This is a genomic window from Paenibacillus sp. 1781tsa1, from assembly GCF_024159265.1.
In the GTDB taxonomy this organism is placed as follows: domain Bacteria; phylum Bacillota; class Bacilli; order Paenibacillales; family Paenibacillaceae; genus Paenibacillus.
On sequence record NZ_JAMYWY010000001.1, the window covers coordinates 3,845,285 to 3,867,973 of the forward strand.

At 46.7% G+C, this 22,689-nt stretch carries 23 protein-coding genes and 1 pseudogene; 8 read left to right on the forward strand and 16 right to left on the reverse strand.

All coding sequences use genetic code 11. From position 1 onward, the window contains the following. Positions 1 to 58 precede the first annotated feature (58 nt). The 6 genes from NKT06_RS16845 to NKT06_RS16870 all read right to left on the reverse strand — a co-directional run bounded on the left by NKT06_RS16845 (position 59) and on the right by NKT06_RS16870 (position 6,885). Complete coding sequence (locus tag NKT06_RS16845) at positions 59 to 364, reverse strand: Dabb family protein (RefSeq protein ID WP_253436781.1); 306 nt, start codon at positions 362 to 364, stop codon at positions 59 to 61. Between the two features lie 207 nt (positions 365 to 571). Then, on the reverse strand, positions 572 to 823 hold the full coding sequence (locus tag NKT06_RS16850; RefSeq protein WP_062834756.1) for a type B 50S ribosomal protein L31: 252 nt from the start codon (positions 821 to 823) through the stop codon (positions 572 to 574). A gap of 144 nt (positions 824 to 967) precedes the next feature. After that, entirely contained in the window at positions 968 to 1,234 is a 267-nt protein-coding gene (locus NKT06_RS16855) for an HPr family phosphocarrier protein (RefSeq protein ID WP_026081056.1), read from the reverse strand. Between the two features lie 168 nt (positions 1,235 to 1,402). Continuing rightward, positions 1,403 to 2,470, reverse strand: coding sequence for an NAD(P)-dependent alcohol dehydrogenase (locus NKT06_RS16860; protein ID WP_253436784.1), 1,068 nt, complete (start codon positions 2,468 to 2,470; stop codon positions 1,403 to 1,405). A gap of 81 nt (positions 2,471 to 2,551) precedes the next feature. Then, on the reverse strand, positions 2,552 to 4,699 hold the full coding sequence (locus NKT06_RS16865) for an alpha-glucuronidase family glycosyl hydrolase (protein ID WP_253436787.1): 2,148 nt from the start codon (positions 4,697 to 4,699) through the stop codon (positions 2,552 to 2,554). After that, positions 4,696 to 6,885, reverse strand: a complete 2,190-nt coding sequence (locus NKT06_RS16870) for a glycoside hydrolase family 52 protein (RefSeq protein ID WP_253436790.1) — start codon at positions 6,883 to 6,885, stop codon at positions 4,696 to 4,698. Before NKT06_RS16870 ends, NKT06_RS16865 begins: the two co-directional genes overlap by 4 nt. A gap of 403 nt (positions 6,886 to 7,288) precedes the next feature. On the opposite strand from NKT06_RS16870, the gene NKT06_RS16875 reads away from it, so the two are divergent. Beyond that, positions 7,289 to 8,200, forward strand: coding sequence for an AraC family transcriptional regulator (locus NKT06_RS16875; RefSeq protein ID WP_253436793.1), 912 nt, complete (start codon positions 7,289 to 7,291; stop codon positions 8,198 to 8,200). A gap of 80 nt (positions 8,201 to 8,280) precedes the next feature. On the opposite strand, the gene NKT06_RS16880 is transcribed toward NKT06_RS16875, so the two are convergent. After that, entirely contained in the window at positions 8,281 to 9,684 is a 1,404-nt protein-coding gene (locus NKT06_RS16880; protein ID WP_253436796.1) for an aldehyde dehydrogenase, read from the reverse strand. Between the two features lie 90 nt (positions 9,685 to 9,774). Beyond that, the gene (locus NKT06_RS16885; RefSeq protein ID WP_253436799.1) at positions 9,775 to 10,077 is read right to left on the reverse strand and encodes an ArsR/SmtB family transcription factor; all 303 of its coding nucleotides are present in this window, start codon (positions 10,075 to 10,077) and stop codon (positions 9,775 to 9,777) included. A gap of 273 nt (positions 10,078 to 10,350) precedes the next feature. Here NKT06_RS16885 and NKT06_RS16890 point away from each other — a divergent pair, with 273 nt between their 5' ends. From NKT06_RS16890 to NKT06_RS16910, 5 genes are all read left to right on the forward strand, one after another. Further along, positions 10,351 to 11,025, forward strand: a complete 675-nt coding sequence (locus NKT06_RS16890; RefSeq protein ID WP_253442619.1) for a GntR family transcriptional regulator — start codon at positions 10,351 to 10,353, stop codon at positions 11,023 to 11,025. A 40-nt stretch (positions 11,026 to 11,065) separates the two neighbouring features. Beyond that, the gene (uxuA, locus tag NKT06_RS16895; RefSeq protein WP_253436802.1) at positions 11,066 to 12,133 is read left to right on the forward strand and encodes a mannonate dehydratase; all 1,068 of its coding nucleotides are present in this window, start codon (positions 11,066 to 11,068) and stop codon (positions 12,131 to 12,133) included. Further along, complete coding sequence (locus tag NKT06_RS16900) at positions 12,130 to 12,993, forward strand: SDR family oxidoreductase (protein ID WP_253436806.1); 864 nt, start codon at positions 12,130 to 12,132, stop codon at positions 12,991 to 12,993. The genes uxuA and NKT06_RS16900 overlap by 4 nt, the downstream gene beginning before the upstream one ends. 208 nt (positions 12,994 to 13,201) lie before the next feature. Then, positions 13,202 to 13,930, forward strand: a complete 729-nt coding sequence (locus NKT06_RS16905; RefSeq protein WP_083684362.1) for a DUF421 domain-containing protein — start codon at positions 13,202 to 13,204, stop codon at positions 13,928 to 13,930. Between the two features lie 26 nt (positions 13,931 to 13,956). Then, positions 13,957 to 14,328 (forward strand): DUF4363 family protein, encoded by a 372-nt coding sequence (locus NKT06_RS16910; protein ID WP_253436810.1) that lies wholly within the window; start codon positions 13,957 to 13,959, stop codon positions 14,326 to 14,328. Positions 14,329 to 14,439: 111 nt separating this feature from the next. Here NKT06_RS16910 and NKT06_RS16915 read toward each other — a convergent pair whose 3' ends face one another. The 7 genes and pseudogenes from NKT06_RS16915 to NKT06_RS16945 all read right to left on the reverse strand — a co-directional run. Then, positions 14,440 to 15,141 (reverse strand): M50 family metallopeptidase, encoded by a 702-nt coding sequence (locus tag NKT06_RS16915; RefSeq protein WP_253436814.1) that lies wholly within the window; start codon positions 15,139 to 15,141, stop codon positions 14,440 to 14,442. Between the two features lie 43 nt (positions 15,142 to 15,184). Next, on the reverse strand, positions 15,185 to 15,667 hold the full coding sequence (locus tag NKT06_RS16920) for a hypothetical protein (protein ID WP_253436817.1): 483 nt from the start codon (positions 15,665 to 15,667) through the stop codon (positions 15,185 to 15,187). A 164-nt stretch (positions 15,668 to 15,831) separates the two neighbouring features. Continuing rightward, complete coding sequence (locus NKT06_RS16925; RefSeq protein ID WP_253436820.1) at positions 15,832 to 16,947, reverse strand: metal ABC transporter solute-binding protein, Zn/Mn family; 1,116 nt, start codon at positions 16,945 to 16,947, stop codon at positions 15,832 to 15,834. Then, positions 16,934 to 17,827, reverse strand: a complete 894-nt coding sequence (locus NKT06_RS16930; protein ID WP_253436823.1) for a metal ABC transporter permease — start codon at positions 17,825 to 17,827, stop codon at positions 16,934 to 16,936. The genes NKT06_RS16925 and NKT06_RS16930 overlap by 14 nt, the downstream gene beginning before the upstream one ends. After that, positions 17,773 to 18,480: a metal ABC transporter ATP-binding protein gene (locus tag NKT06_RS16935; RefSeq protein ID WP_253436826.1), complete on the reverse strand. Its 708-nt coding sequence runs from the start codon at positions 18,478 to 18,480 to the stop codon at positions 17,773 to 17,775. The genes NKT06_RS16930 and NKT06_RS16935 overlap by 55 nt, the downstream gene beginning before the upstream one ends. A gap of 50 nt (positions 18,481 to 18,530) precedes the next feature. Beyond that, positions 18,531 to 18,680 carry a 50S ribosomal protein L33 gene (gene rpmG, locus NKT06_RS16940; RefSeq protein ID WP_036613813.1) on the reverse strand — a complete coding sequence of 50 codons (150 nt, stop codon included), beginning with the start codon at positions 18,678 to 18,680 and terminating at the stop codon, positions 18,531 to 18,533. Positions 18,681 to 18,796: 116 nt separating this feature from the next. Continuing rightward, positions 18,797 to 18,916 (reverse strand): annotated as a pseudogene (locus NKT06_RS16945) (GTP-binding protein); the annotation flags it as partial. Positions 18,917 to 19,023: 107 nt separating this feature from the next. Here NKT06_RS16945 and NKT06_RS16950 point away from each other — a divergent pair. Beyond that, positions 19,024 to 20,058 (forward strand): permease, encoded by a 1,035-nt coding sequence (locus NKT06_RS16950; protein ID WP_253436830.1) that lies wholly within the window; start codon positions 19,024 to 19,026, stop codon positions 20,056 to 20,058. 82 nt (positions 20,059 to 20,140) lie between these two features. After that, complete coding sequence (locus NKT06_RS16955) at positions 20,141 to 21,130, forward strand: TIGR03943 family putative permease subunit (protein WP_253436835.1); 990 nt, start codon at positions 20,141 to 20,143, stop codon at positions 21,128 to 21,130. Between the two features lie 126 nt (positions 21,131 to 21,256). Here the strand turns inward: NKT06_RS16955 and NKT06_RS16960 are convergent, their stop codons facing one another. Then, positions 21,257 to 22,558 carry a pyrimidine-nucleoside phosphorylase gene (locus NKT06_RS16960; protein ID WP_253436838.1) on the reverse strand — a complete coding sequence of 434 codons (1,302 nt, stop codon included), beginning with the start codon at positions 22,556 to 22,558 and terminating at the stop codon, positions 21,257 to 21,259. Positions 22,559 to 22,689: the final 131 nt, after the last annotated feature.

Genomic DNA, 22,689 nt, shown 5'->3' on the forward strand with positions numbered 1-22,689 from the left:
CAGCATTGTTCAATGCTGTATATGGTAATTCAGCTTTCTTCCCTATATGTAGAGAATATTAATGATTATGCTGGATTAGATCAATTTCCTGGAAGCGACTGACTTCCTTTTCCCAACGCTCTTCTACATATTGACGGTGAACCGGGTGATTGTTGTATGCATCATACGCAGCCTGATCCGCAAAGACCATAGAGAAGCTGTAGTCAAATTCATTCTTCTCACTTACCTGTCTCAGAACCCGAAATTGCTCTACCCCAGGAATGACAGCCAGTGCATCCGAACTTTCCTTCAAAAAGGCTTCTGCCTCCGGTGTATCTTTACCTGCGTATAGTGTAAACGTTACCATATGTGTAATGCTGCTCATCTCTATTTCCTCCTTCATATGTTCTAACTCTGTTTTCTAGTGTACATCCGAATGTGTTGTAAGCGCAATAATTGGTTGAATTAATTTTTAATCGGATGGTTATCTCTATATAAATACTAATTAAAAATCTCAAGGTTTACCCTAAATATGTACACAAAAAAAACCTCAGGACGAATCCCGAGGTTTTCTTGTAATGTATGGACAAACTTATTTGTTGATGTTGTATTTACGGTTAAATTTATCAACACGGCCACCGATATCCACGTTTCTTTGTTTACCAGTAAAGAACGGGTGGGATGCGGAACTAGTGTCCACACGGATTACTGGGTAAGAGTTACCGTCTTCCCATTCCATAGTTTCGTTAGAGAACTTCGTGGAAGAACTCAGGAATTTGAAATCAGCACTTGCATCGTAAAAAATTACGAGTTGTGTCTTTGGATGGATGTCAACTTTTGGCATAATCTATTTACACTCCTTTAATATGGGTACTTCTTTAGAATCAAACTAAATTTTATTATACTCTTTTTTTGGACAAAGTACCAGCAGGATTTGAGGAATAGCTGAAAAAATTATGATATCTGTGATTTTGCACGTCATCAGGTGTCACGCCGTCCCTTTCTCCAGTACATTCAACATGTACTCCAAAGCTTCCAGTTCATCCCTGCCCCTTGTCTGTAATCTGACAACACTACCATATCGAATGGGTAGTAACGCCATTCCAAGCAGGCTTTTGACATCTACACGATGCTCATGTTCAGACTCCATATACGACAAAATAATATCCGAGGAAAAACGTGACGCTTGAGAAGATACCGACATCAGATCATCCCGATGAAAATCAGCGTGAATCATAAATTCATGTACTCTCACAACCTTCAGTTCCTTTCGCTAAGTACTTATTCACCATTATGGTGTGTATCGTTTTATATATTAAAATCTTCATGAATTATACCATGTTATGGGAGCTTGACCCATACTTTTTTTGCAAAAAAATAAACAAAAAAGAGTCCTGAACTGCCGGACTCTTACAAGTTGTTCTTATCTGCCGTTCGGATATACCATGACCTTCAGACTACCGCTCTTATTGTGTAATGCACGCTCCATCGCCTGCTGTGTCTCTTCAAGCGAATAACGATCCGTAATCAGGGACATTACGTCATGCTGACCGGAGCTCAGGAACTCAATACCTGCCGGATACGTGTTGGCATAACGGAATATGCCATAGATATCAACTTCATTGTCCGCGATAAATGGAACATTGAGTGCGATCTCATCCTGTGCAGGCAGACCCACAATCGCAAGTTTGCCTCCGCGTCGAAGTGAGTACAGAGCGGATTGTAGCGCCTTTGGATTGCCCGCTGTTTCCCATGCGGTATCGACACCCACACCACCTGTTAACCCGCGAATCACAGCAAGCGCATCTTCATTCCGCACATTAATGGCATGAGTGGCACCCATGCGGCGAGCCGCTTCCAGCCTAACTTCCTCCAGATCCGTTACAATGATCTTCTCTACACCAAAAGATTTGGCAGCAGCCACGGCCATGAGTCCAACGGGACCCATGCCCATAATCGCCAGCGTTGTACCCGGAGCCAACTTGCTACGGCGTGCAGCGTGAATACCAACAGAGAATGGCTCGTTCATAGCTGCTTCCTCATAGGACAGATGATCCGGAATCGGGAACACCATATCTTCACGCATCACCATGTATTGTACAAATGCCCCATCCACCGGAGGGGTCGCCAGAAATTGTACTTCCGGGCACAGGTTATAGCGACCTTCCTTGCATGCCGTGCAACGTCCGCAAGTCACCCCGGGCTCAATAGCAACCCGATCCCCTGTTTTCAGACGTGATACGTTCGAGCCAACAGCAGCAATGATCCCCGCACACTCATGACCCAGAATGATCGGTTTTTCCACCACAAATCTGCCAATGCGTCCATGTTCAAAATAATGCACATCCGAGCCGCACACCCCGACAGCCATCACCTGGATTAACACCTCATCCGCTGCCGGTTGCGGGACGGGTTGTTCCTCAATAATGATGTGTCCTGGCTCTGTCATGACCGCGGCCTTCATGGTCTCGGGCAGTTGATGTTGTCCCATACCTATCTCCTCCTCATGTATGTCCATGCTGTCTATTCTACATCAAAGAAAACAAGGTATCTTCTTTCTTCACATCACCAATTAATAGATTATTCGACCTTGTTCATCCGCAATTCCGCTCTTGCGATAGAAGTACGTATTGATCATGTCCCGCCATTCCTTCGCATGTTCGGCTTGGTTGTCCTGTAATGAAGCAACTTTGCTGAAAATGACCGGGTCAATTTTTCCCTCCAGCTGTCTCCATGTCTCGGCTAACCCCTCCGCCTGTGCAACACCTTCAAAGTGTGTATCATAAATATGCTGAATGACCGTTTTACCAGAATGCAGAACATGGGTGTATGGCACGTGATGGAAAAACAGGATTAACTCATCCGGACAGGTGTCCAAGGACTCATAACGATCGGCATTCTCAGAATGATACTGCGAGGTATACCCTGTGCCGCTCTTCACGGTTCGATCTACACCAATGCCATGACAATCGGCAAAGTGATACGTCCCCCATTTGGAATACTCGTATCCATCTACATTCGGTCCATAATGATGTTCCGGATTAACCATCCAACCCACACCGAGAGGCGCAGTATAATTCTCATAGATATCTAATGAAGTCAAAAGCATCCCCGTAACCTGGCGCACAACTTCGTGTTCATGTCCAAATGTCAGTCTGACCCACTCATCGGCAATCTCTTCCGCCGACAGCTCCGGATTCCACGCAAGTCTTCCGTATCCATACAGATTCGCCTGCGCGAGGGGATGTCCTGTCCAACAGGCATCTGCACCAATGTTGGATACTGCGGCGAAGCCACTGTGAGGTCGTTTATACAGAGAACCGTCCGCAATGCGCTTGATCTCTGAACCTTCGCCTTTGGCGTATGTGTCAAAGTCCAGTACTTCTTTCCACTGGGGAACCAGATAACAGAGATGACGCTGTTGCCCGGTATATTCCTGTGTAATCTGGAATTCAATCACCTGATTCGTATTTTCCATGGCGCCAAACAACGGGGATACCGCCTCCCTCACCTGAAAGTCCATCGGCCCGTTCTTGATCTGCAAAATGACATTTTCGGCAAAACGCCCATCCAGCGGCGTAAAGTGGTCATATGCTGCACGTGCACGGTCAGTGGAACGATCCCGCCAGTCCTGCTTACAGTTATAGACGAAGCAACGCCAGATGACCAATCCACCGAATGGACGAAGGGCTTCAGCCAACATGTTTGCACCATCAGCATGATCACGGTTATACGTGAACGGTCCTGGACGGTTCTCGGAGTCTGCCTTGATCAGGTAACCGCCAAAATCCGGAATCGCTGCGTACACCTTGGCCGTTTGAATGTTCCACCATTCCCGTACCTGTGCATCCAGCGGATCTGCCGTACGTAATCCACCAATCTCGATTGGACTCGCGTAGTTGGCGCTCAGGAACAATCGAATACCATACGCTCTGAATTCAGCAGCAACCTTCGCCACATCGCTAAGATAACGTTCCGTCAGAAACAGGCTCTCACGGCGGTGTACATTGACATTATTGATCGATATAGCATTGATGCCCGTCGAAGCGAGCAAGCGTGCGTAGTCCCTGATGCGGTCCAAGTCCAGTGTGAATTCCCCGTTATCATAGAAAATGGAGTCTCCTGCGTAACCACGTTCAATGCTGCCGTCCACGTTATCCCATTGATTAATCATCCGTAGCGCATTGGTAGGCTGCTCTGTAATGAAGCTCCATTTACTCACAGCGCCATCCGCCTCACTTGTACTCCCTTGATCCATTGTCAGTTCCCGAAGCAGATGGAATGCACCATACAATACACCTTGGGAAGTCTCTGATCCAATGACCAGTACACCTTCGGTCTCGTTCTCACGAATGATGTACCCTTCTTCTTGAACAGTTGAACGCTCTGTCTCACTGAACGACGCAGCCACCGAAGTGCTCCCTGTCCAAGTACCGATTCGTATGGCGGGAGCGGAATCGTGATTGTGCCGCTCACTTTGCTGAGCATCAGACAGCTGACTGACCGAGGGCTTCACGCCATACAACTTCTCCAGTCCCCGTGAAAGTTCGGTCAGCGCTGTTGTGATTACTCCATGGTTCTCTTCCGCCAGAATCAGCTTGCTCCACGCAGGAGCCTTCTTATAGGCAATTCCATTCGCTTTTGGCAATTCGGAGTGATATCCCAGCCACGCATCATACTGTGGACCTGACAAGGCAGATTGAATGACAGATTGGTTCATTGTACCGCCTCCTTGGTAGCATAGATCTGCGCAAGGCGATTCCCTTTTCCTTCGAGTAGCCATAGAATCGACGTTACACCACGCGGATAGTACTTGCTGCCAACCGCTACACCAGACAGGATCTGGTCACTCCAGCACCAGTACGATTCCTCCGGATGCAGCAGCCAGTTGACATGAGCCGCGTCTGCTGCCTTGCCTGTCTCATTCCATTCCACATCCAGCAGCTCTCTAGCGATAAACTGGGACAGATAGATTTTGCTCAGCCACGAGTTATTGCTTGTTGAAGACAGTTTCCAGCCTCCATCTTCGAACAGACATGTTCCCGGTACAAGAACCGTCTTCAGATGAGTTTGGAGTGCTTTCAGATAAGGTCCAAAACGACCATTGACATCCAACGCTGCTTCACAGCCTGTAAAGTAAGGGAACACCAGACCTTCAATCGCCGGAATGATTCGGGAATCATTATTTTCTGCAATAACAGCTGGAATGTAGCCGCCATCCGTCAACTGTGCAGCAATACTGGCTGCGCAGCGATCCGCTTGAATCCCTGCTTGATGTGACAGATCCGCCAACTTCTCCGTTGCGAACAGCTTCTCCAATGCAACATAGACCGCCCAACATTTACCCGCCAGATAGATATTATTGCGAGACTGACCCAGTGACACATCCAGGCTGTCGTAAGTCGTAATTTCCGCTCCACCTTGGGTTCGACTGCTATCGAGACCCATTAGACCGTTACGCTGCTCCGCGTTAGGATGGTCACGATTAAGCATACTTTCGAAGCAATTCTGGATAACAGGCAGCATGTTTTTCACAAACGTTTGATCCTGTGTCTGTTCAATGTATACTGTCGCACAGCAGAGCCAGTTCACCAGTTCCTCGTGGCTCATCTGTGAAAAGCAGTCGTCAATGCCAACCAGCTCATATGCCGAGTATCCAGAGCGTGAGAACACGTTGGCAACACCCATATCATGGGTAAAGGTAATTCCGCCCGGATGTAACTTTTCTTCCCCCGGGAAACGAACCTGATCCGTGTAACTGTATCGTTTGACAAACCACTCCAGCTCATTACGCACCGTCCATGGATTCAAGGCAAGCTCGAAGTACAACTGATCGGCCGTCAGATCAAGTGTGTTCATCATCCGATACTCACCTTCGTTCACCACCCAGAGTGGCTCGCCATCGGCATCCAGCAATTGAGTACTGGCAAAATAGCTGTGAATGGAATGAGCAAGCATGAATGATTGATCTTCAGTCAAAGCAGCCGTTCCAAGGCGCTGTTCAACCTCTCCACAGGATGCGGTCAACTCACTGAATCGTTGTAGTGCATACTCTCCTGCTGCCTGAATATCGGAGAAGTAGCGCGTATACCAATACGTTGTGTCCATTCCGGTTGTCACAATGCCCCCGCGATAGAAACATACTGCGAATTGATACGTACGTTTCTCTCCAGCCGGCACTTCCATCAGTAGTGCAGCGGTTGAGCCAAGTCCAAATGCCAGATTATCCCGATGTTTCTCCTGCAAGAGTTTCTCCAGCGTGAATCCGCGTGCGGGCCACAGTCCGTCATCTGCCGACATAATCGCTGTAAGTCGACCTTGTCCCACACCTGTGATGGAGCCACCTTCCGGTCCCCCAATCAGACGCATCGCAGAGTACGGATCATTTCCCTGATAACCAAAGTAGGCTTTGCGTGCTTGTTGACCTTGTGTATTGTCAATCGTCATCTCAACCAATACGGCAGGTACGAGAGCATCCATTAAAGCTTCTCGATCTCCACTCGTTGGATCAGGTACCGGACGTACAGGCGTGTAGATACGGAATGTCAGATCTCCTGCAGTCCATGTATCCGTACCTGAGGTGAATTCACGGGTAATCTCTTCATCACGAAAAGCCGCAATAAGAGGTTGTGGAACTTGGGACGCTGTTGTGGACGCCGTGTCCCCATTCTCCAACTTCTCTACATCATAGCGGCTGCTCTCATCCTCGGAAGCTTCATAAAAAGGAAGCGCCTGATAATTCTCTCCATCACGAGATTGTAATCCAATATATACATTCTGGTCTGCCGGTTTGCCGAGTTCAAGACCCAGCCCGCCTTTGGCTCCTTTGTAACCCAGTGTAAAACTCGCAAAAGCACCAATTGGTGCGTGATGTGCATTATAAAAGATGGATTTGGATGTGCTCACGAATCATAACCCCTCTCAAAATAGTTTGCATGCGTTTTCATTAGCCCCATCCTAACACGTGGTTCCACCTCAGACCATGATCAAATCAATCGGATATTTACCCAAATCAAGCTGATAGACTATAATGGATTAAAGCGGTTACAAAGAATCATTGCATTTAATATAAGTGCATGTTCAAAAAGAGTGGTTTTCAGTACCAAGAAGATGGGATGAAGCTAGAAATGGAGTAGCGGAGCGTAGGGAAAACTACGTGAGCAACCGCAATGTTTCTGAAGGAAACATACTTCGTAAGCCTCCCGCTTATTTCGGCTGAATTCCATATTCGATGCTGATGATGCCACTAGGCATCATTCGTAATCAAAATCGCACTTTTTGAACAACCTCTAATAAAGGAGGGTCTTTCATGTCTTCAACGTACTTGCCTCCTACTTTGGGAGAAAGTGTCCATGAGATTTTTTATCCAGATGTGCAAACAACCGTCAATCTGTTCGCCATTCATTTACGAAGTGTTGGTACGGACTGGGATTATCCGGCGCATGAGCACCCTCAATATGAACTGAATTATGTTACCGAAGGCGAGCAACGCATGATGGTGAACGGTACCCTATATATTCAAAAGGCGGGTGAACTGCTCCTGATTCCTCCGGGAAGCATTCATTCCAGTCAGAGCCATAACTGCAAGGGATTCACGTATTTTTGTATGCACTTTGATATTGATGATCAGTTGTTCCTATCGTTGCTGGCACGCATCAAACAAGTACGATTCAGCGCGGATAGTCCGGTTACACAGCAAATTGAGCCGGTTTTACGCAAATTAATGTCATCTGCTGATGATGAAACTGCAAATACGATGGTGCAGCGTATGCAGTTGCAATCTGCAGTATTCGAACTATTTGGCCATCTGTGGGAGGCGGTCTCGCAAGAGGCAGCACAATGGGTTACCGACGGACATGAAAAGATCGAACTCGCCCACCAGATTCGCAATCGATTGCAAGGCCTGATGAGTCAGCAATTCAAACAGGGACACGAATCCAACGGTCACTATGGCATTGATGATATTGCAGCAGAGCTGGGCATCAGTTCTTCTCACTGTAATCGCGTGTTCAAGCAGGTATTCGGTCAGTCTCCCCGTGCTGTATTGTCCCAGTTGGTTTTGCATGAAGCGAAGCTTCTTCTGGGCAATCCGAAGCTGTCCGTTCAGAATATTGCCGTCATGCTTGGTTACAAGGATATTGCCCATTTCAGTCGTCAATTCAAGCGCTGGTCCGGCATGTCACCATCCCGTTACCGACAGGAAAAGCCTGCTCTGGAATAAGGTCCAGTAGCAGGCTTTTCGGCTTGATTCAACTTTTTGCATAATTTGATTCAAGATGTTCTCTGTATTTATATGAAGTGTTATTTCAACAAACGTTTAATCAGCTTCAGCTTGTTATCATACGGGGGATACAGAATCGGCAGATTCAGTTTGGTGCTTTTTTTCAGTACACTTTTGAGATGGGAGAACGTTTCGAAGCTATACTTCCCATGATACGAACCAACACCGGAATGACCAACACCGCCAAATGGCAGACGCGGATTCGCAACATGTGTGATGGTATCGTTAATGCAGCCACCTCCAAAAGAAACTTCCCGCAGCACTTTGTCCTGAATCTGGGTGTCTGAAGTAAACAGATACAAGGCGAGTGGTTTCGGCCGCTTTACGATTTCTACAATGGCTTCATCGAGGTTACGGTAGCTGATGATCGGCAGAATCGGTCCAAATATCTCATCTTCCATTGTAGCTGCATCCCATGATTCTGCATCAATCAGCGTAGGTTCAATGAAACGATCTTGCTCATCCGAAGCTCCCCCATATATCACTTTGGCCTGATCCCGTTCAATCAGAGTTGTCAGACGTTTAAAATGTCCCTTGTTCACGATTCGCCCATAGTCCTTGTTGTGCTGGATATCCGAACCAAAGAAGGACACGATCGCTGCTTTCATCTCCGTAATTAACGGTTCCTTCACGCGCTCATGCACAAGCAAATAATCGGGTGCGATGCAGGTCTGTCCTGTATTGAGCAGTTTGCCCCATATAATGCGCTGCGCAGCTACTTTGATATCCGCCTGTTCATCAACGATGACCGGACTCTTGCCACCCAGTTCTAACGTAACGGGAACGAGATTTTTGGCAGCTGCCTCCATCACAATCTTGCCTACCGGTACACTGCCTGTAAAAAAGATATAGTCGAAAGGCGCATTAATCAGCGCTGTCGTTGTGTCTTTGGCACCTTCAAGCACTTGTACGTATGCTGGTTCGAACACGCTCGCAATCATTTCACGTACAACCGCTGACACCGCAGGTGTATTCTCTGACGCTTTGAGCACGGCTGTGTTACCTGCTGCAATCGCACCTACCAATGGTTCGATTAAGAGTTGAAAAGGATAATTAAACGGTCCGATGATTAGAACGGCTCCATAGGGTTCAGGTATAATAACACTTTTGGAACCCAGGAGTGCCACTTGCGTTTTCACTTTAACGGGTTTCACCCATTTCTTCACTTTACGAATGGTGTGTGTGATGCTGTCCATCATAAATCCGATCTCGGTTGTGTAGGATTCGAAATCACTTTTGCCCAAATCCTGATATAAAGCTTCTGTCAGTCTGGTTTCATACTTTTGAATCGCCTGCTTGAGTTGGGTCAGACGGGCAATTCGGACTTCTGCTGATCGTGTAGCCCCGGAATGAAAGAATTGTCGTTGCTGTTCCAAAATCAGTTCAACTTCCTGACTGGTTACTTCCTGTATAGTCGATGTCATATATACATACTCCTCTGTTTAGTATTGATTAAGCGTTTAAACTTACGAACCTATAAGGTACATGCAAAAGCATGTTTTATCATTATTAATTTAAAGACACTCTTCTTCCAAAGCAGCTACTAGTTCCTTCAGAAGTTCCACCGATTTATTCAATGAAGCCGAATAATAGCGCTGTGTGCCCTTCTGTTCCACAGATATGAGCCCCTTCTCTAACAACAGCTTGAGATGATGAGATATGGCTGGCCGGGATAGGCTGGAGTGCTCAGTAATTTCATTCACCGTCATTCTTCCCTTCTCGGTGAGTGTCAGCAAAATGGATTGACGATGGTTGTCACTTAACACCTGAAATAACGGGATACAGGTTTGAAAAACGCTAATTGCTTTTTGTCCCATGGTTTTCACCTCTATACGATTTCTTTTTCAATATTTTTTTGTGTGTTTTCCCCATTTGATGTCTGTTGGTTTAAACATTAGAACCTAATAAACTGAATTGTACTCTTTACTCCCTTGAACTGCAAGTAACCATCAACTAAATTTAATATAATGCCGATAAAGCGCTTCCATACTACCATACAAGTATGGTAGTATGTCAATGAAGGAGTTGAAATTGTGGAATATACCCCAAAGTTATCATCCAAAGCCGGTTTGTTGCCTGTTGCGAGCAGTATGTCTTTCATGAATAAGCAATCTTACTCAACCCGAGATGTCGTTTACTTCACGCTGAAAAAACTCATTTTAAGTCTGAAGATGCCTCCGGGAACAGCTATTTCTGAGAAGGAAATTTCGCTGGAGTTTCAGGTCAGCCGGACACCTGTTCGAGAGAGTTTTGTAAGACTTGCTCAGGAAGGTCTGCTTGAAGTGTACCCACAGCGTGGCACTTACGTCTCTCTAATTCAGGTCGATCTCGTTGAGGAAGCACGGTTCATGCGTGAACAGCTCGAACGAGCCGTAATCAGGCTCGCCTGCGAGAACTTTCCGAAGGAACAGATGGTAGCTCTTGAACAGAACCTTGCGTGGCAACAGGAATGCAGGGTCAAACCGGATGATGAACGAATGTTCCAATTGGATGAGGAATTCCATAGCACTCTTTTCGCAGGCTGCAATAAAAGCAACATCTGGACTGTTATCCAGCAGATGAATGTACATTTGAATCGTAGTCGCATGTTACGCCTGTCCTCGGATCATCAGTGGGATCACTTGATTGAACAGCACCGGTCCATGGTCAAGGCCATTCAGCAGCATGATGCCGACACAGCAGAGCGACTGATGCAGGAACACTTGCATTTAACTGTTACCGATTTGGCTGTCCTGCAGGATACATATCCTTCCTATTTTCAATGACTGCATTTTTCTTACTACTATTCATGATGAGGTGAACGGGATGAGAATGGTTTTTCGCTGGTTTGGCGAAGGCAATGATACGGTAACGCTGGATCATATCCGGCAGATTCCGGGTGTAGAAGGTATTGTGTGGGCACTGCACGATGTTCCTGCTGGAGAGGAATGGCCAATGGACAAGATACTCGCTGTCAAAGCAGCAGCGGACAAGTCCGGGTTACATCTGGATGTCGTTGAGAGTGTGAACATCCATGAGGATATCAAGTTGGGGCTGCCATCAAGGGATAAATACATTGCGAACTATATTAAAACGATGGAGAAACTGGCTCAGGTTGGTGTGAAGGTCATCTGTTACAACTTTATGCCAATCTTCGACTGGCTGCGCACGGATATGCACAAGGAAATGGAGGATGGCTCAACTGCCCTCTTCTATGAGCACAGTAAACTCGCAGATATAGAACCCCTTGAACTGGTTCGTCGAATTACCGAAAACTCCGCACTCACCATGCCAGGTTGGGAACCGGAACGATTGCAGTACTTAACAGGTCTGTTTGAAGCCTACAAGGATGTAACCGAGGATCATATGTGGGAGCATGCACGTTATTTCCTGCAAGAGATTATTCCTACAGCCGAACGGCTGGGAATTCGAATGGCCATCCATCCGGATGATCCGCCATGGCCAATCTTTGGATTACCAAAGATTATTACGAGTCAGGAGAATGTTCGAAAATATCTGAATCTATATGATAGCCCTTATAATAGCGTGACGCTATGCAGCGGCTCTTTGGGAGCGAATGCGGATAATGACATTATCGGGATGATACACGAGTTCAAGGATCGGATTCCATTTGCCCACATTCGTAATGTCAAAATCTACGACAATGGAGACTTTATCGAAACCTCACATCGCAGTCAGGATGGCAGTGTTGATATTGCAGGGGTTGTTGAGGCTTATCACGATATCGGTTATGAAGGTTATGCAAGACCCGACCATGGTCGTCATCTCTGGGGAGAACAGTGCCGACCTGGCTATGGACTCTATGACAGGGCTTTGGGGATCATGTATCTCTGGGGTGTCTGGGATTCCCTGCAAAGGAGGGCAAAAGCATGAGTGAACACCAATATGAACGCTCCTCTCGTCTTGAAGGCAGAACGGCTGTAATCACCGGAGGTGCTGGGGTATTATGCCGCTCCATGGCAGAAGAACTCGCTCGGCACGGTGCAGCTGTAGCCATTCTGAACCGTACCGTGTCCAAGGGGCAAGAAGTTGTAGCTGCAATTGAAGCTGCGGGTGGCAGAGCGATTGCTGTTGCCTGTGACGTAACCCAGGCCGATAGTGTGCAAGCGGCGGCTGATTCTGTGCTGGAACAGCTTGGACCCTGTGATATTCTTATTAATGGCGCCGGTGGCAATAACGCCAGTGCCAACACCACGAATGAAATTTTCAGATTGGAAGATCTGGAAAAAAGCGATGTCACAACATTTTTCGATGTAAGTGTAGAGGGATTTCGTCAGGTGATGGATCTGAATTTTGTCGGTTCTCTCATCCCCACTCAGATTTTTGCAAAACATATGATAGAGCGTGATGTTCCTGCCACTGTCATTAACATTTCTTCCATGAGCGCCCCATCGCCCATGACGAAAGTTCCTGCGTATAGCGCTGCGAAGGCAGCAATTAACAACTTCACGCAGTGGCTCGCCGTTCATCTTGCCGAATCGGGTATTCGTGTCAATGCTATTGCACCCGGATTTTTCCTGACCGAGCAAAACCGTAATCTATTACTGCAACCAGACGGCTCACCTACGGAGCGTTCCAGTAAAATTATTGCGCATACACCCATGCGCCGCTTCGGCAAACCGGAAGATCTGCTTGGCACATTGATGTGGCTTGCGGATGAAAGACAGTCAGGCTTCGTGACTGGCACAGTCATTCCGGTAGATGGCGGATTTATGGCGTACTCTGGTGTATAACGATAAAGGCGAGTGCTTCCTTTTCAAAGTTTTTTCTTTCATCTTCCTTAGATGTAAATGATTCAGTTCAACTCATATAGGTAATTGTTGAAACCGATACTTGGAATACTTATCCATGTGTCGGTTTTTTGTGTTCAAGCATAAGATTACCCAGCCTAGGAAAAGCTTGTTATAGTGCAACGGAGAAGTAAAGGAAGGTGATACATATATGATGGAGGAAACATGGGTTGTTGCAGTAAGGTCTATTATTGCCTTCCTGACCCTGATCATCTACACAAGGGTGCTGGGCAAACAGCAGATGGGTAACTTGACGTATTTTGATTACATTAACGGCATCACAATCGGTTCCATTGCGGGAACTTTTGCAACTGATCTTTCCTCCAAAGCGTGGATTCATTTTGTGGCATTGACCATTTTCACAATCATTACGATCATCTTTCAGTATATTACACTGAAGAATCGTACCATCTCCAAACTAATGGACTCTGACCCCACATTGATCATCCAGAACGGTAAAATTCTCGAACAGAACCTGAGTAAAATGCGAGTCAAATTTGACGAGTTGACCATGATGCTAAGGCAAAAAGATGTATTTGATATTACGACGCTAGACTATGCCATTCTTGAACCGGATGGTAGCCTCTCGGTCGTTTTGAAACCTGAGAATCAACCGGTAACCGCAAAAGACATGCATATGCACCCGCCAAAAAGTAAGCTCATGACAGAAATCATTATTGACGGACTTCTGATTAAGCAAAATCTGGAAGAACGAAACAAGGATATCAACTGGCTCAGCGAGCAGCTGAAAAAGCAAAAGATCACGATACAGGATATCGCTTTTGCCGCCATATTGCCCAATGACAAATTGTATGTGGATCTGTTCAAGGATAAAATCACTGAAAAAATCGATATGGGCGATTATGAGGGACCTTTCTAAACTCTTTACATCAAGGAGGCGGTTGAATGAAAACGCGTTTCTGGCTGCTATATGTGCTTCCGATCTGCCTCATTCTTGTGTTCGTTGCAGTTATGGCTAGCGGATCCTTTCTCAAAAAGCCCTTTGGCACTGATGATCGCTTGCTTGAATCTATACAAATGCTGGAGAAACAGGTTGAGGGCAAAAAATGGACTGAAGCCAAGTCTCAAATTAATTACGCCATGCAGGCTTGGGATAAAATCGTAAACCGCATTCAGTTCAGTGTGGAACGTGAAACGATATATGATATCCTGGGCACCCTTGCTCGGATCAAGGGCGGCGTTGCAGCAGAGGATGACAAGGCGATCATGGAAGAAGTTTATTACTTTTACGTGTTATGGGATAATCTAGGGGATTAGATTCCGTGTGTTTTATATCCTTTATATCCGATGTAAGTCCAAAAGCAGAAGGCACTCTCCCTTCAGGTAGAAAGGGAAGTGCCTTCTTTGCTTGGTATGCCTTTATATCCGTTACGCTCTTCGTAATCCCCGAGACCGCGATGATCGCGAAGTGCCTTCTTTGCGGAAAAAGAGACTGAGTGCTCCCTTGGCACACCATAGTGCAAACAAAGCAAACAGCGTTCCCCAGAATAGCGCCGGAAGGAATGTCTGCTGAGCGAGATTCGCCGCATCTCCTGCCCGTGAAGGTTGGGTCCAGGACATCATTCCAACGTATACAGCACTAACGACCGACTCTTCCAGTGTAAGAAAAGCCAGTAGCAGATAATAGAACTTCACAATCTTCGCACCAAAAATCATAATGACAACGTTAAGTACGATGAACCCGGTCAACCATAACATGCCAAACTCCCCTCTTACATATAACAGGAGCGACACTAGAGCGACAGCTGTCATAATCCCGAGTCCCCACATGTGCAAGCCTTTACGGTATAAGTAAAACAACAGCCAGGCGAACAACGATGCACTGATATAGCCCGCGAGAGAAACCAAAATGGATCTGCCTGGTGTCAGCATGGACGAATACGTTACACCGCTATGATCCGCGTATAATTCAATCCGCAGCACTTTACCGGACAATACCAGTGTCATTAGTGCATGACCGAATTCGTGAATCATCGTATCCAGGTTGCGGAACAAGGACGAGAATGGGATGAATCGTGTAAGAAAGGCTGAGCCCAGCAGAAAAAGTATCGTTTTGACCCACTTATTCAATCGTGTCATACCTCCTTTACCTTCAAGTAAACATGTCTATCCTTTATACTACGCTTTTTTCACTCGATTCGTTTCGGCTTCCGAACTGTAATGCGCAGTGCTCCATCCACCAGCAGAAGCTCCGATTGTGTCCAATGAAAAAAGAAGATAAATCATAGCGGCCTTTTTCGGCCTCTAGCGTAACGAGTAGTCGATTCCGCATCCGATGGAGCGCGTAGTGCACGAATTGATCTGCAACTTCACTTTGCACAAGGGTAACATAAGCATAGAGGGAATGATCGACAGGTTCATCAAGCGGACTCACCCCTGCACATGAAAATTCCGTCTTTACCCCCGCCTTCTGAAGTATGGACAATGCGTTCACGAGCTCGGCATCGACTTCAACACCGTTCCACATCTCCGTTTTCTTCGGGGATACCGTATGTTTGTCACGTTCTGTCCAGTGCATCAGCTCCAGCTTGCGCCGTCTCCACAGATGGACAGGCTGTTCACTTAGCAGCACTTCATGTTCTTCATTTAAATTCATCCAATGCGTCCTCCTGTTCTCCTTGATCCGGTCACCTTATCAACAAAGAGAGAGCACATCCCTGTGCTCTCTGCTTCGCAAAAAGGCAAAGGAATGGCACTCCATTCCTCAGCATGTTGTATTATTGTACCTTTTTCGGTGAAAGGCATCAAACTGATCTTTTATTATTCGTTCAGTGCCAGTTTCAGAGCCTCCAGATTCTGTCTCATCACACTAATGTAGTCCATTCCCGACGCAATCTCTTTCTCGGTGAGTCCCTCGATCGGGTTCAGTACAGCCGTCTTGGCCCCCACTTCACTTGCAATCGTCTCAGACACTTTGGATGACACCAAAGTCTCGAAGAAAATCGTCTTCACCTGATGCTCTTTTGCAAAATCAATGACCGATGCCATCTGCGCTGTCGAAGGTTCTTGTTCAGGTGACAATCCTGCGATGGGCACCTGTTGCAATCCATATTCCTGTGCAAGGTAGCCAAATGCAGCGTGTTGTGTGATGAAATCCTTGCGTTTGCTATCCGTCACAGCCGCCTTGAAGTCTTGATCCAGTGACTCCAGTTGAGCAACGTAGGCATCTGCATTCTTCTTGAACTCTTCAGCATGTTCCGGGGCAGCCTGTGCCAATCCCGCTTCAATATTACGTACTTCTTTGACAGCCAGTGCAGGAGACAGCCATACGTGGGGATCCAGTCCACCGTGATCGTGCCCATGTCCTTCTTCCGCCTCAGCGTCATGATCATGGTCGTGTTCTTCCGTAGTGACTTCAACCGCATGATCGTGGTCGTGTTCCTCTGCAGTCGCTCCATTCGCATGGTCATGATCGTGTTCTGTTGCCTCCGAATCTTCATGATGGTGATCATGCTCTCCACCTTCAAGCAGGTTGATGCCTTTGCTTGCTTCCACCTGAATGAGCGAAGCATTGCTCAGACTTCCAGTGACCTGATCCATCCATGATTCCATACCCGCACCGTTGTATACTAGCACATCCGCTTTTTCAATACTGGCAATGTCCTGTGGTGTGGGCTCCCAATCATGAGGCTCCATCCCTGCTGGAACAAGCGTATGTACATCAGCCAGATCCCCTGCCACATTTTTAGTGAACTCATACATCGGGTAGAAGCTGACCTGTACGTTTAATTTTGCAGCTTCACTCTCTGTGGAGACCGTATTACCGGTACCTGTAGAACTTGCATTTGTATCCGAAGCGGATTTTTGTCCGCAGCCTGCAACGATAAGTGTAAGGCTGAACAATAATCCGAGCGTAGCTTTTTTACCGAATTTCATGAGATGTATTCCTCCTTGAATGGTTGACCAGAATGACGTGCTGTGATTTTGTTTCTTTACGGTGACGCTTGCGATTGCATCGTGCAATCAGCTTTTGCGCTGATATTCCAGTCAATAGGAAGACTACCAGGATAAGAGCAATCGTTCCTCCCGGAGGTGTATTTAGATGATAAGATGTGGTCAGTCCGCTAAAAATACCGATTAATCCAGTGATTATTGCGACAATGATCGCTGCTGTAAAACTACGAGACACTCTCAGTGCCAAGGCAGCGGGCAGTACAATGAGAGCAGAAACCAACAACACACCGACAATGGGCATGGCTGAAGCTACAGTCATTCCTGTCAGAATGGCAAATGCAAACGATAAACCTCTCACCTGAACGCCCCCAATGGAAGCTGTCTCTTCATCAAACGTAAAGCTATACAACGGTCTTCGTAGCAGAATGAAAAAAAGTACACCAATCACACATACCCCTGCCATCAACCACAACTGCATATCGCTAACCGCGACAATTGATCCAAATAAGTATGAGCTGAAGGTCTTGGACAGATTGGTTTGGAGACTCATTAATACCACAGCAAGGGCCAGCCCCGAAGTCATGATGATCGCTACAGGTACCTCGCTGTAGGTTCGGTAACTTCGCCGCAGTTGTTCAACCAGTAATGCACCGATCATTGCGATGGCGAATCCGCAGATGACCGGGTTAAGGTTCATGACTGAACCGAGCGCCACTCCTGCGAGTGAGACATGGGATAACGTGTCTGCCATTAATACCTGCCGCCTAAGCATCAGATAGACACCCAGAATTGGAGCGATGACTCCAATCAGTCCACCTGCCCAGAAGGCACGTTGCATGAATTCGTACTCAAACACTGCCATTCCTCACTTTCTTGCCGCTCCAGAGTAATGGTTCGGTCCAATCGATCTCCCATTTCTTCCAGCCCGTGAGTAACCATAATAATGGTGATCCCATGTTCATCAGCATAGTGGCGCATCAGATTGTAGAATCCTTCACGACTGTGGCGGTCCATTCCCGTTGTAGGCTCATCCAGTACCAGAACCTGCGGTTGCTCTGCCATAGCTCTTGCTATGCAGATCCGCTGCTTCTGTCCGCCGGAAAGCTCGCCAACTCGTGTATTCCGATACTCCCACATGCCAACTTCACGCAGACTGCGTTCAACGATGGCATCCTGCTCTGTTGTGAATCTGCGGAATAGCCCCAGCCTGGTGTAACACCCTGACCGAACCAGTTCAATTACCGTACTGGGAAATCCACTATTAAAGGATGCCACCTGCTGGGGAACATAACCGATATTGGAGTTGTTCCCACGTTTCAACTGCGGATTCATATGTATCGTGCCGCTCCAGGGCTTGAGCAGCCCCAGCAGCAGCTTTAACAGGGTCGTTTTGGCAGAGCCATTGGGACCTGTGATGCCAATGAACTCTCCCACATGGATATCCAGCGACAGTTGATCAATGACTGGCTCTTTGCCATATCCAAATTCAACATCACGCATGGAGGATAGTATCATGTCTTTCCCTCTTTTCGTAAATATTACGATTTAAAAATAACAAAAAAATTTTATCTGGTTTCCCGGTGGATCGTCATTTTCTTCAAACGTGGGGAGTACTTCTTCATCTCAAGTCTCTCTGGATGGTTACGTTTGTTCTTGGTTGTTGTATAGTTGCGGTCCCCGCACTCGGTGCAGGCTAAAGTTACAATGACTCTCATGGTTGGTGCCTCCTCTTGTCTAATCGTAATTATTACTATTTAATGATATTAGCCTATGCTTTTCTTTTGTCAACTCCACGCCGGAAAAGGATCTTTCAGTTCACGCCAGTTCATCCTAATGTGAAGCAGGTGCAACCATTGGACATCTCTACCAGCTTCTCATCATTGCGTGATAACCCTCCACCATTTCGTATTAAGCCTGTATCGATATTAACCTCACTAAGATCATTGATGATGAATCTCTTTTAATAGTAAAAATATGGATTAGTACATAGGAATGATGTATGTTGCCTCACGTACAAGCATATATTTTAGCAAAGTCCTAGTTGTGGAGGTCTGTTTCATGAAAATGGCAGCCAATCTGAAGCTCCTGTCCTTCCTGATCCCTTGTGCATTTCTTGTTCCCGTGTTGATCACAATGGCTCCAGACCTGAAGGATGCATGGAACAGTGAAGCTTTGCAAAATATGAAAACGGTATTCATAGGTATTTTCCTTGAAGCCGCACCGTTTCTGCTCATGGGTGTGCTATTGTCTTCGCTCATGCAGTGGTTCGTATCCGAAGAAATGGTCCGCAGACTTACGCCCAAGAACCCGATCGGCGGCGTGTTGGTGGCAGGGTTGCTAGGTATTATTTTTCCCATCTGTGAATGTGGCATGATCCCGGTCGTAAGAAGGTTGATGCACAAAGGCATGCCTGCCTATATTGCAGTTACGTTCATCTTGAGTGGTCCTGTAGTGAATCCCATCGTATTTACCGCAACTTTGCTCGCCTTTCCCTCCCATCCTGAGATTACCATTGCCCGCATGGGACTGGCCTTTGCCGTAGCAGCTTCCATAGGCATGCTTGTGTATGTGTTTGTTCGTCGAAATCCCCTTCGGTTGCCAAAAGTCCCAGTGACCGAGGTCAAGACGCATCCTGGATTTAAAATGGCCCAACCTCATGCCCATGCAAATGCTCATGACCACAACCATGTGAAAAACTGGCGCAGCTTCTTCATTCATGCCGGAGATGAATTTGTCGATATGAGCAAATATCTGGTGATCGGTGCCTTGATTACAGCCTGCATCCAAACATTCATTAGCCGCAGCGATCTGATCTCACTTGGCAATGGTCCTGTCGCCTCCTATGTGTTTATGATGGGCTTTGCGTATGTACTGTCTCTCTGCTCCACTTCTGATGCTTTTGTTGCTTCTGCGTTCTCACATACATTTGCACTTGGGCCGCTAGTATCCTTCCTTGTGCTAGGTCCGATGCTCGATTTTAAAAGTACGCTCATGCTGCTTTCGACCTTCCGTACCCGGTTTGTTATCGGTCTAAGTCTGGCGATTATCACACTCGTCTTCGTCGGCTCTTGGTTGATTAACCTGCTGGTATAAACGTTGAGTAAAATACTTCATGACATGAATGGTTAACCCCATGAACTTTCATCCTGACTATGAATAGAAATGAGGTGATGATATGAACCACACTGTCTATACGATGACCAAATCTCCTGTTCCAAGATCCCACGTCATCCAATGGCATAACTTAATCCGTGCAGCATGGATCGGCGGACTAGCGGTATACATTATTCACTTGAATTCGAGTGATTCTCTTCATTATTATTTGGCACCAACGATGCAAAAACTGCTGTTATGCTGCCCTGTTCCCTTTTTATTTATTGCTGTTACCATGGCTTGGCATGGATTATTCGGCAGAAACGAGGTTCATTGCGACTGTGAACATCCACCACCCTCGGGGTTCCTTCGTAGCTCAATGGTATATGGTCTGATTGCTATTCCCTTGTTGCTGGGATTTCTGTTACCTGATCGGGCTCTCGGCAGCTCTATGGCCAGTCAAAAAGGAATGTCTCTCACGTATGCTCCTCCGGAGATTCGTCGTAAAGAGCCTTTACCTGAAACAGCAAAATTAAATGTACAAGATCTTGCACAGCAAAAACAGCAACAAACCACTGTTACATCTACAACGGCCACCAACGTGCAATTTGTACCGCCAGATGAGTACAGCCGCGAATTCGCAGAACTGGCGGAGAAGTTGTATGAAGAACAGGTCATTCGAGTCTATCCTGAGATTTTCTCTGAAACACTCGGCACGATCGATATGTTCCAGCGACAATTTGCAGGCAAAGATATCTCGTTAACCGGTTTTGTTTACCGTGACAAAAGCATGGATCATGAATCACATTTTGCACTCGGGCGATTTCTCGTCATGTGCTGCCCTGCTGATGCAGCTCCCTTCGGCGTCATGGTTCACATCCCAGAAGCAAATAGTTTCCCTACAGACAGCTGGGTACAAATCGATGGCACAATCGGCTCCGCACAAGTAGATGGCAAAGATACCATTGAGATCCGGGCCACAAAGTTGACACCTGTATCCGAGCCATCCACCCCTTACATTTATACCAATGCGGATTCAGTGATGGCGTATGAGCAAATAAAGAACCAATAATCGCTAGTGACTTAACCGTTTTCTCTTCAGTAACAAAAAAGCCCCAAAGCTGAGGATTACATCGCTTTGGGGCTTTCGTGTTCAGTCAGATAAGAGATTAGACCTCATCTGCTCTGTATTTATTTTTTATTCCGTTACGATATCATGAATCAATACAGGTGCATCGGCATGATCCGCAATCGTAATGTTTTCTTTGATCTTCGCAATGACGTCTGCTACGTCTTCACGATTGGCATGGATCGTTACGAGAGACTCACCAGCTTTGACTGGGTCACCGACTTTTTTGTTCAGCATCAGACCAACCGCGAGATCGATCTCGGACTCTTTTGTTGCACGGCCTGCGCCGAGCAGCATTGCTGCAGTTCCGATTTCGTCAGCAACGATTCCGGCAACATAGCCGTCTTTGTCTGCTGGAACTTCAACCAGGTATTGTGCTTGTGGCAACCGATCTGGATGATCGACAACCGAAGCGTCTCCGCCTTGGTTTGCCAGGAAATCTTTGAATTTCTCCAGTGCTTTACCGTTCTGGATCACTTCTTTTAATTTCTCCTCAGCATGCTCCAAGGAATCTGCCTTGCCCGCAAGGAATACCATCTGACGTCCAAGTGCCAGACACAGTTCTTCGAGATCTTTCGGACCTTTACCTTGCAGGGTGAGGATGGCTTCTTTTACTTCAAGCGCGTTACCAATCGCCAGACCTAGTGGTTGGGACATATCGGAGATAACAGCCATTGTTTTACGTCCAACATTGTTACCAATGCTAACCATGGCATGTGCCAATTCTTTAGCATCTTCTGTTGTTTTCATGAATGCACCTGCACCCGTCTTCACATCCAATACGATTGCATCTGCGCCTGCTGCAATTTTCTTGCTCATGATAGAGCTGGCGATCAGTGGAATGGAGTTAACGGTAGCTGTTACGTCACGCAGTGCATAGAGCTTCTTGTCTGCTGGTGTAAGGTTACCACTTTGTCCGATAACGGCAACCTTGTGTTCGTTTACGAGACGAATGAACTCTTCTTTTTCAAGCTCTACGTGGAAGCCAGCAACGGATTCCAGTTTGTCTGTTGTACCACCCGTATGACCAAGTCCACGTCCGGACATTTTGGCAACAGGAACATCCAGCGCAGCAACGAGCGGAGCGAGTACCAGTGTTGTTGTATCGCCCACACCTCCTGTGGAGTGCTTGTCTACTTTGATGCCTTCGATAGCAGACAGGTCGATCGTTTCACCGGAATTCACCATCGACATGGTCAGGTCCGCGCGTTCTTTGTCTGTCATATCTTTAAAGAATACTGCCATCGCCCAAGCGCTGACTTGATAGTCCGGGATTTCTCCTTGTGTGTATCCTTGAACAACAAAATCAATCTCAGCTGTTGTCAGTTCTTTTCCGTCGCGTTTCTTGGCAATAATGTCTACCATTCTCATGATGATCTCTCCTTGTGTGTGTATTGATTGTATAGAACACTTTGTTGTTAGACCGTTGACCGTTCCGGCTCCGGATCGTTCCTTCGATCGCTGTTGTCTCCAAGTTTTTCTGATTCCATTTTGCAATGGAG

What these genes read in the sequence shown, in the direction of transcription:
- NKT06_RS16845 (WP_253436781.1), bottom strand. Translation starts at nt 364, where the DNA reads ATGAGCAGCATTACACATATGGTAACGTTTACACTATACGCAGGTAAA.
- NKT06_RS16850 (WP_062834756.1), bottom strand. Translation starts at nt 823, where the DNA reads ATGCCAAAAGTTGACATCCATCCAAAGACACAACTCGTAATTTTTTAC.
- NKT06_RS16860 (WP_253436784.1), bottom strand. Translation starts at nt 2,470, where the DNA reads ATGGGACAACATCAACTGCCCGAGACCATGAAGGCCGCGGTCATGACA.
- NKT06_RS16865 (WP_253436787.1), bottom strand. Translation starts at nt 4,699, where the DNA reads ATGAACCAATCTGTCATTCAATCTGCCTTGTCAGGTCCACAGTATGAT.
- NKT06_RS16875 (WP_253436793.1), top strand. Translation starts at nt 7,289, where the DNA reads ATGTCTTCAACGTACTTGCCTCCTACTTTGGGAGAAAGTGTCCATGAG.
- NKT06_RS16880 (WP_253436796.1), bottom strand. Translation starts at nt 9,684, where the DNA reads ATGACATCGACTATACAGGAAGTAACCAGTCAGGAAGTTGAACTGATT.
- NKT06_RS16885 (WP_253436799.1), bottom strand. Translation starts at nt 10,077, where the DNA reads ATGGGACAAAAAGCAATTAGCGTTTTTCAAACCTGTATCCCGTTATTT.
- NKT06_RS16890 (WP_253442619.1), top strand. Translation starts at nt 10,351, where the DNA reads ATGTCTTTCATGAATAAGCAATCTTACTCAACCCGAGATGTCGTTTAC.
- uxuA (WP_253436802.1), top strand. Translation starts at nt 11,066, where the DNA reads ATGAGAATGGTTTTTCGCTGGTTTGGCGAAGGCAATGATACGGTAACG.
- NKT06_RS16900 (WP_253436806.1), top strand. Translation starts at nt 12,130, where the DNA reads ATGAGTGAACACCAATATGAACGCTCCTCTCGTCTTGAAGGCAGAACG.
- NKT06_RS16905 (WP_083684362.1), top strand. Translation starts at nt 13,202, where the DNA reads ATGATGGAGGAAACATGGGTTGTTGCAGTAAGGTCTATTATTGCCTTC.
- NKT06_RS16910 (WP_253436810.1), top strand. Translation starts at nt 13,957, where the DNA reads ATGAAAACGCGTTTCTGGCTGCTATATGTGCTTCCGATCTGCCTCATT.
- NKT06_RS16920 (WP_253436817.1), bottom strand. Translation starts at nt 15,667, where the DNA reads ATGAATTTAAATGAAGAACATGAAGTGCTGCTAAGTGAACAGCCTGTC.
- NKT06_RS16925 (WP_253436820.1), bottom strand. Translation starts at nt 16,947, where the DNA reads ATGAAATTCGGTAAAAAAGCTACGCTCGGATTATTGTTCAGCCTTACA.
- NKT06_RS16930 (WP_253436823.1), bottom strand. Translation starts at nt 17,827, where the DNA reads ATGGCAGTGTTTGAGTACGAATTCATGCAACGTGCCTTCTGGGCAGGT.
- NKT06_RS16935 (WP_253436826.1), bottom strand. Translation starts at nt 18,480, where the DNA reads ATGATACTATCCTCCATGCGTGATGTTGAATTTGGATATGGCAAAGAG.
- rpmG (WP_036613813.1), bottom strand. Translation starts at nt 18,680, where the DNA reads ATGAGAGTCATTGTAACTTTAGCCTGCACCGAGTGCGGGGACCGCAAC.
- NKT06_RS16950 (WP_253436830.1), top strand. Translation starts at nt 19,024, where the DNA reads ATGAAAATGGCAGCCAATCTGAAGCTCCTGTCCTTCCTGATCCCTTGT.
- NKT06_RS16955 (WP_253436835.1), top strand. Translation starts at nt 20,141, where the DNA reads ATGAACCACACTGTCTATACGATGACCAAATCTCCTGTTCCAAGATCC.
- NKT06_RS16960 (WP_253436838.1), bottom strand. Translation starts at nt 22,558, where the DNA reads ATGAGAATGGTAGACATTATTGCCAAGAAACGCGACGGAAAAGAACTG.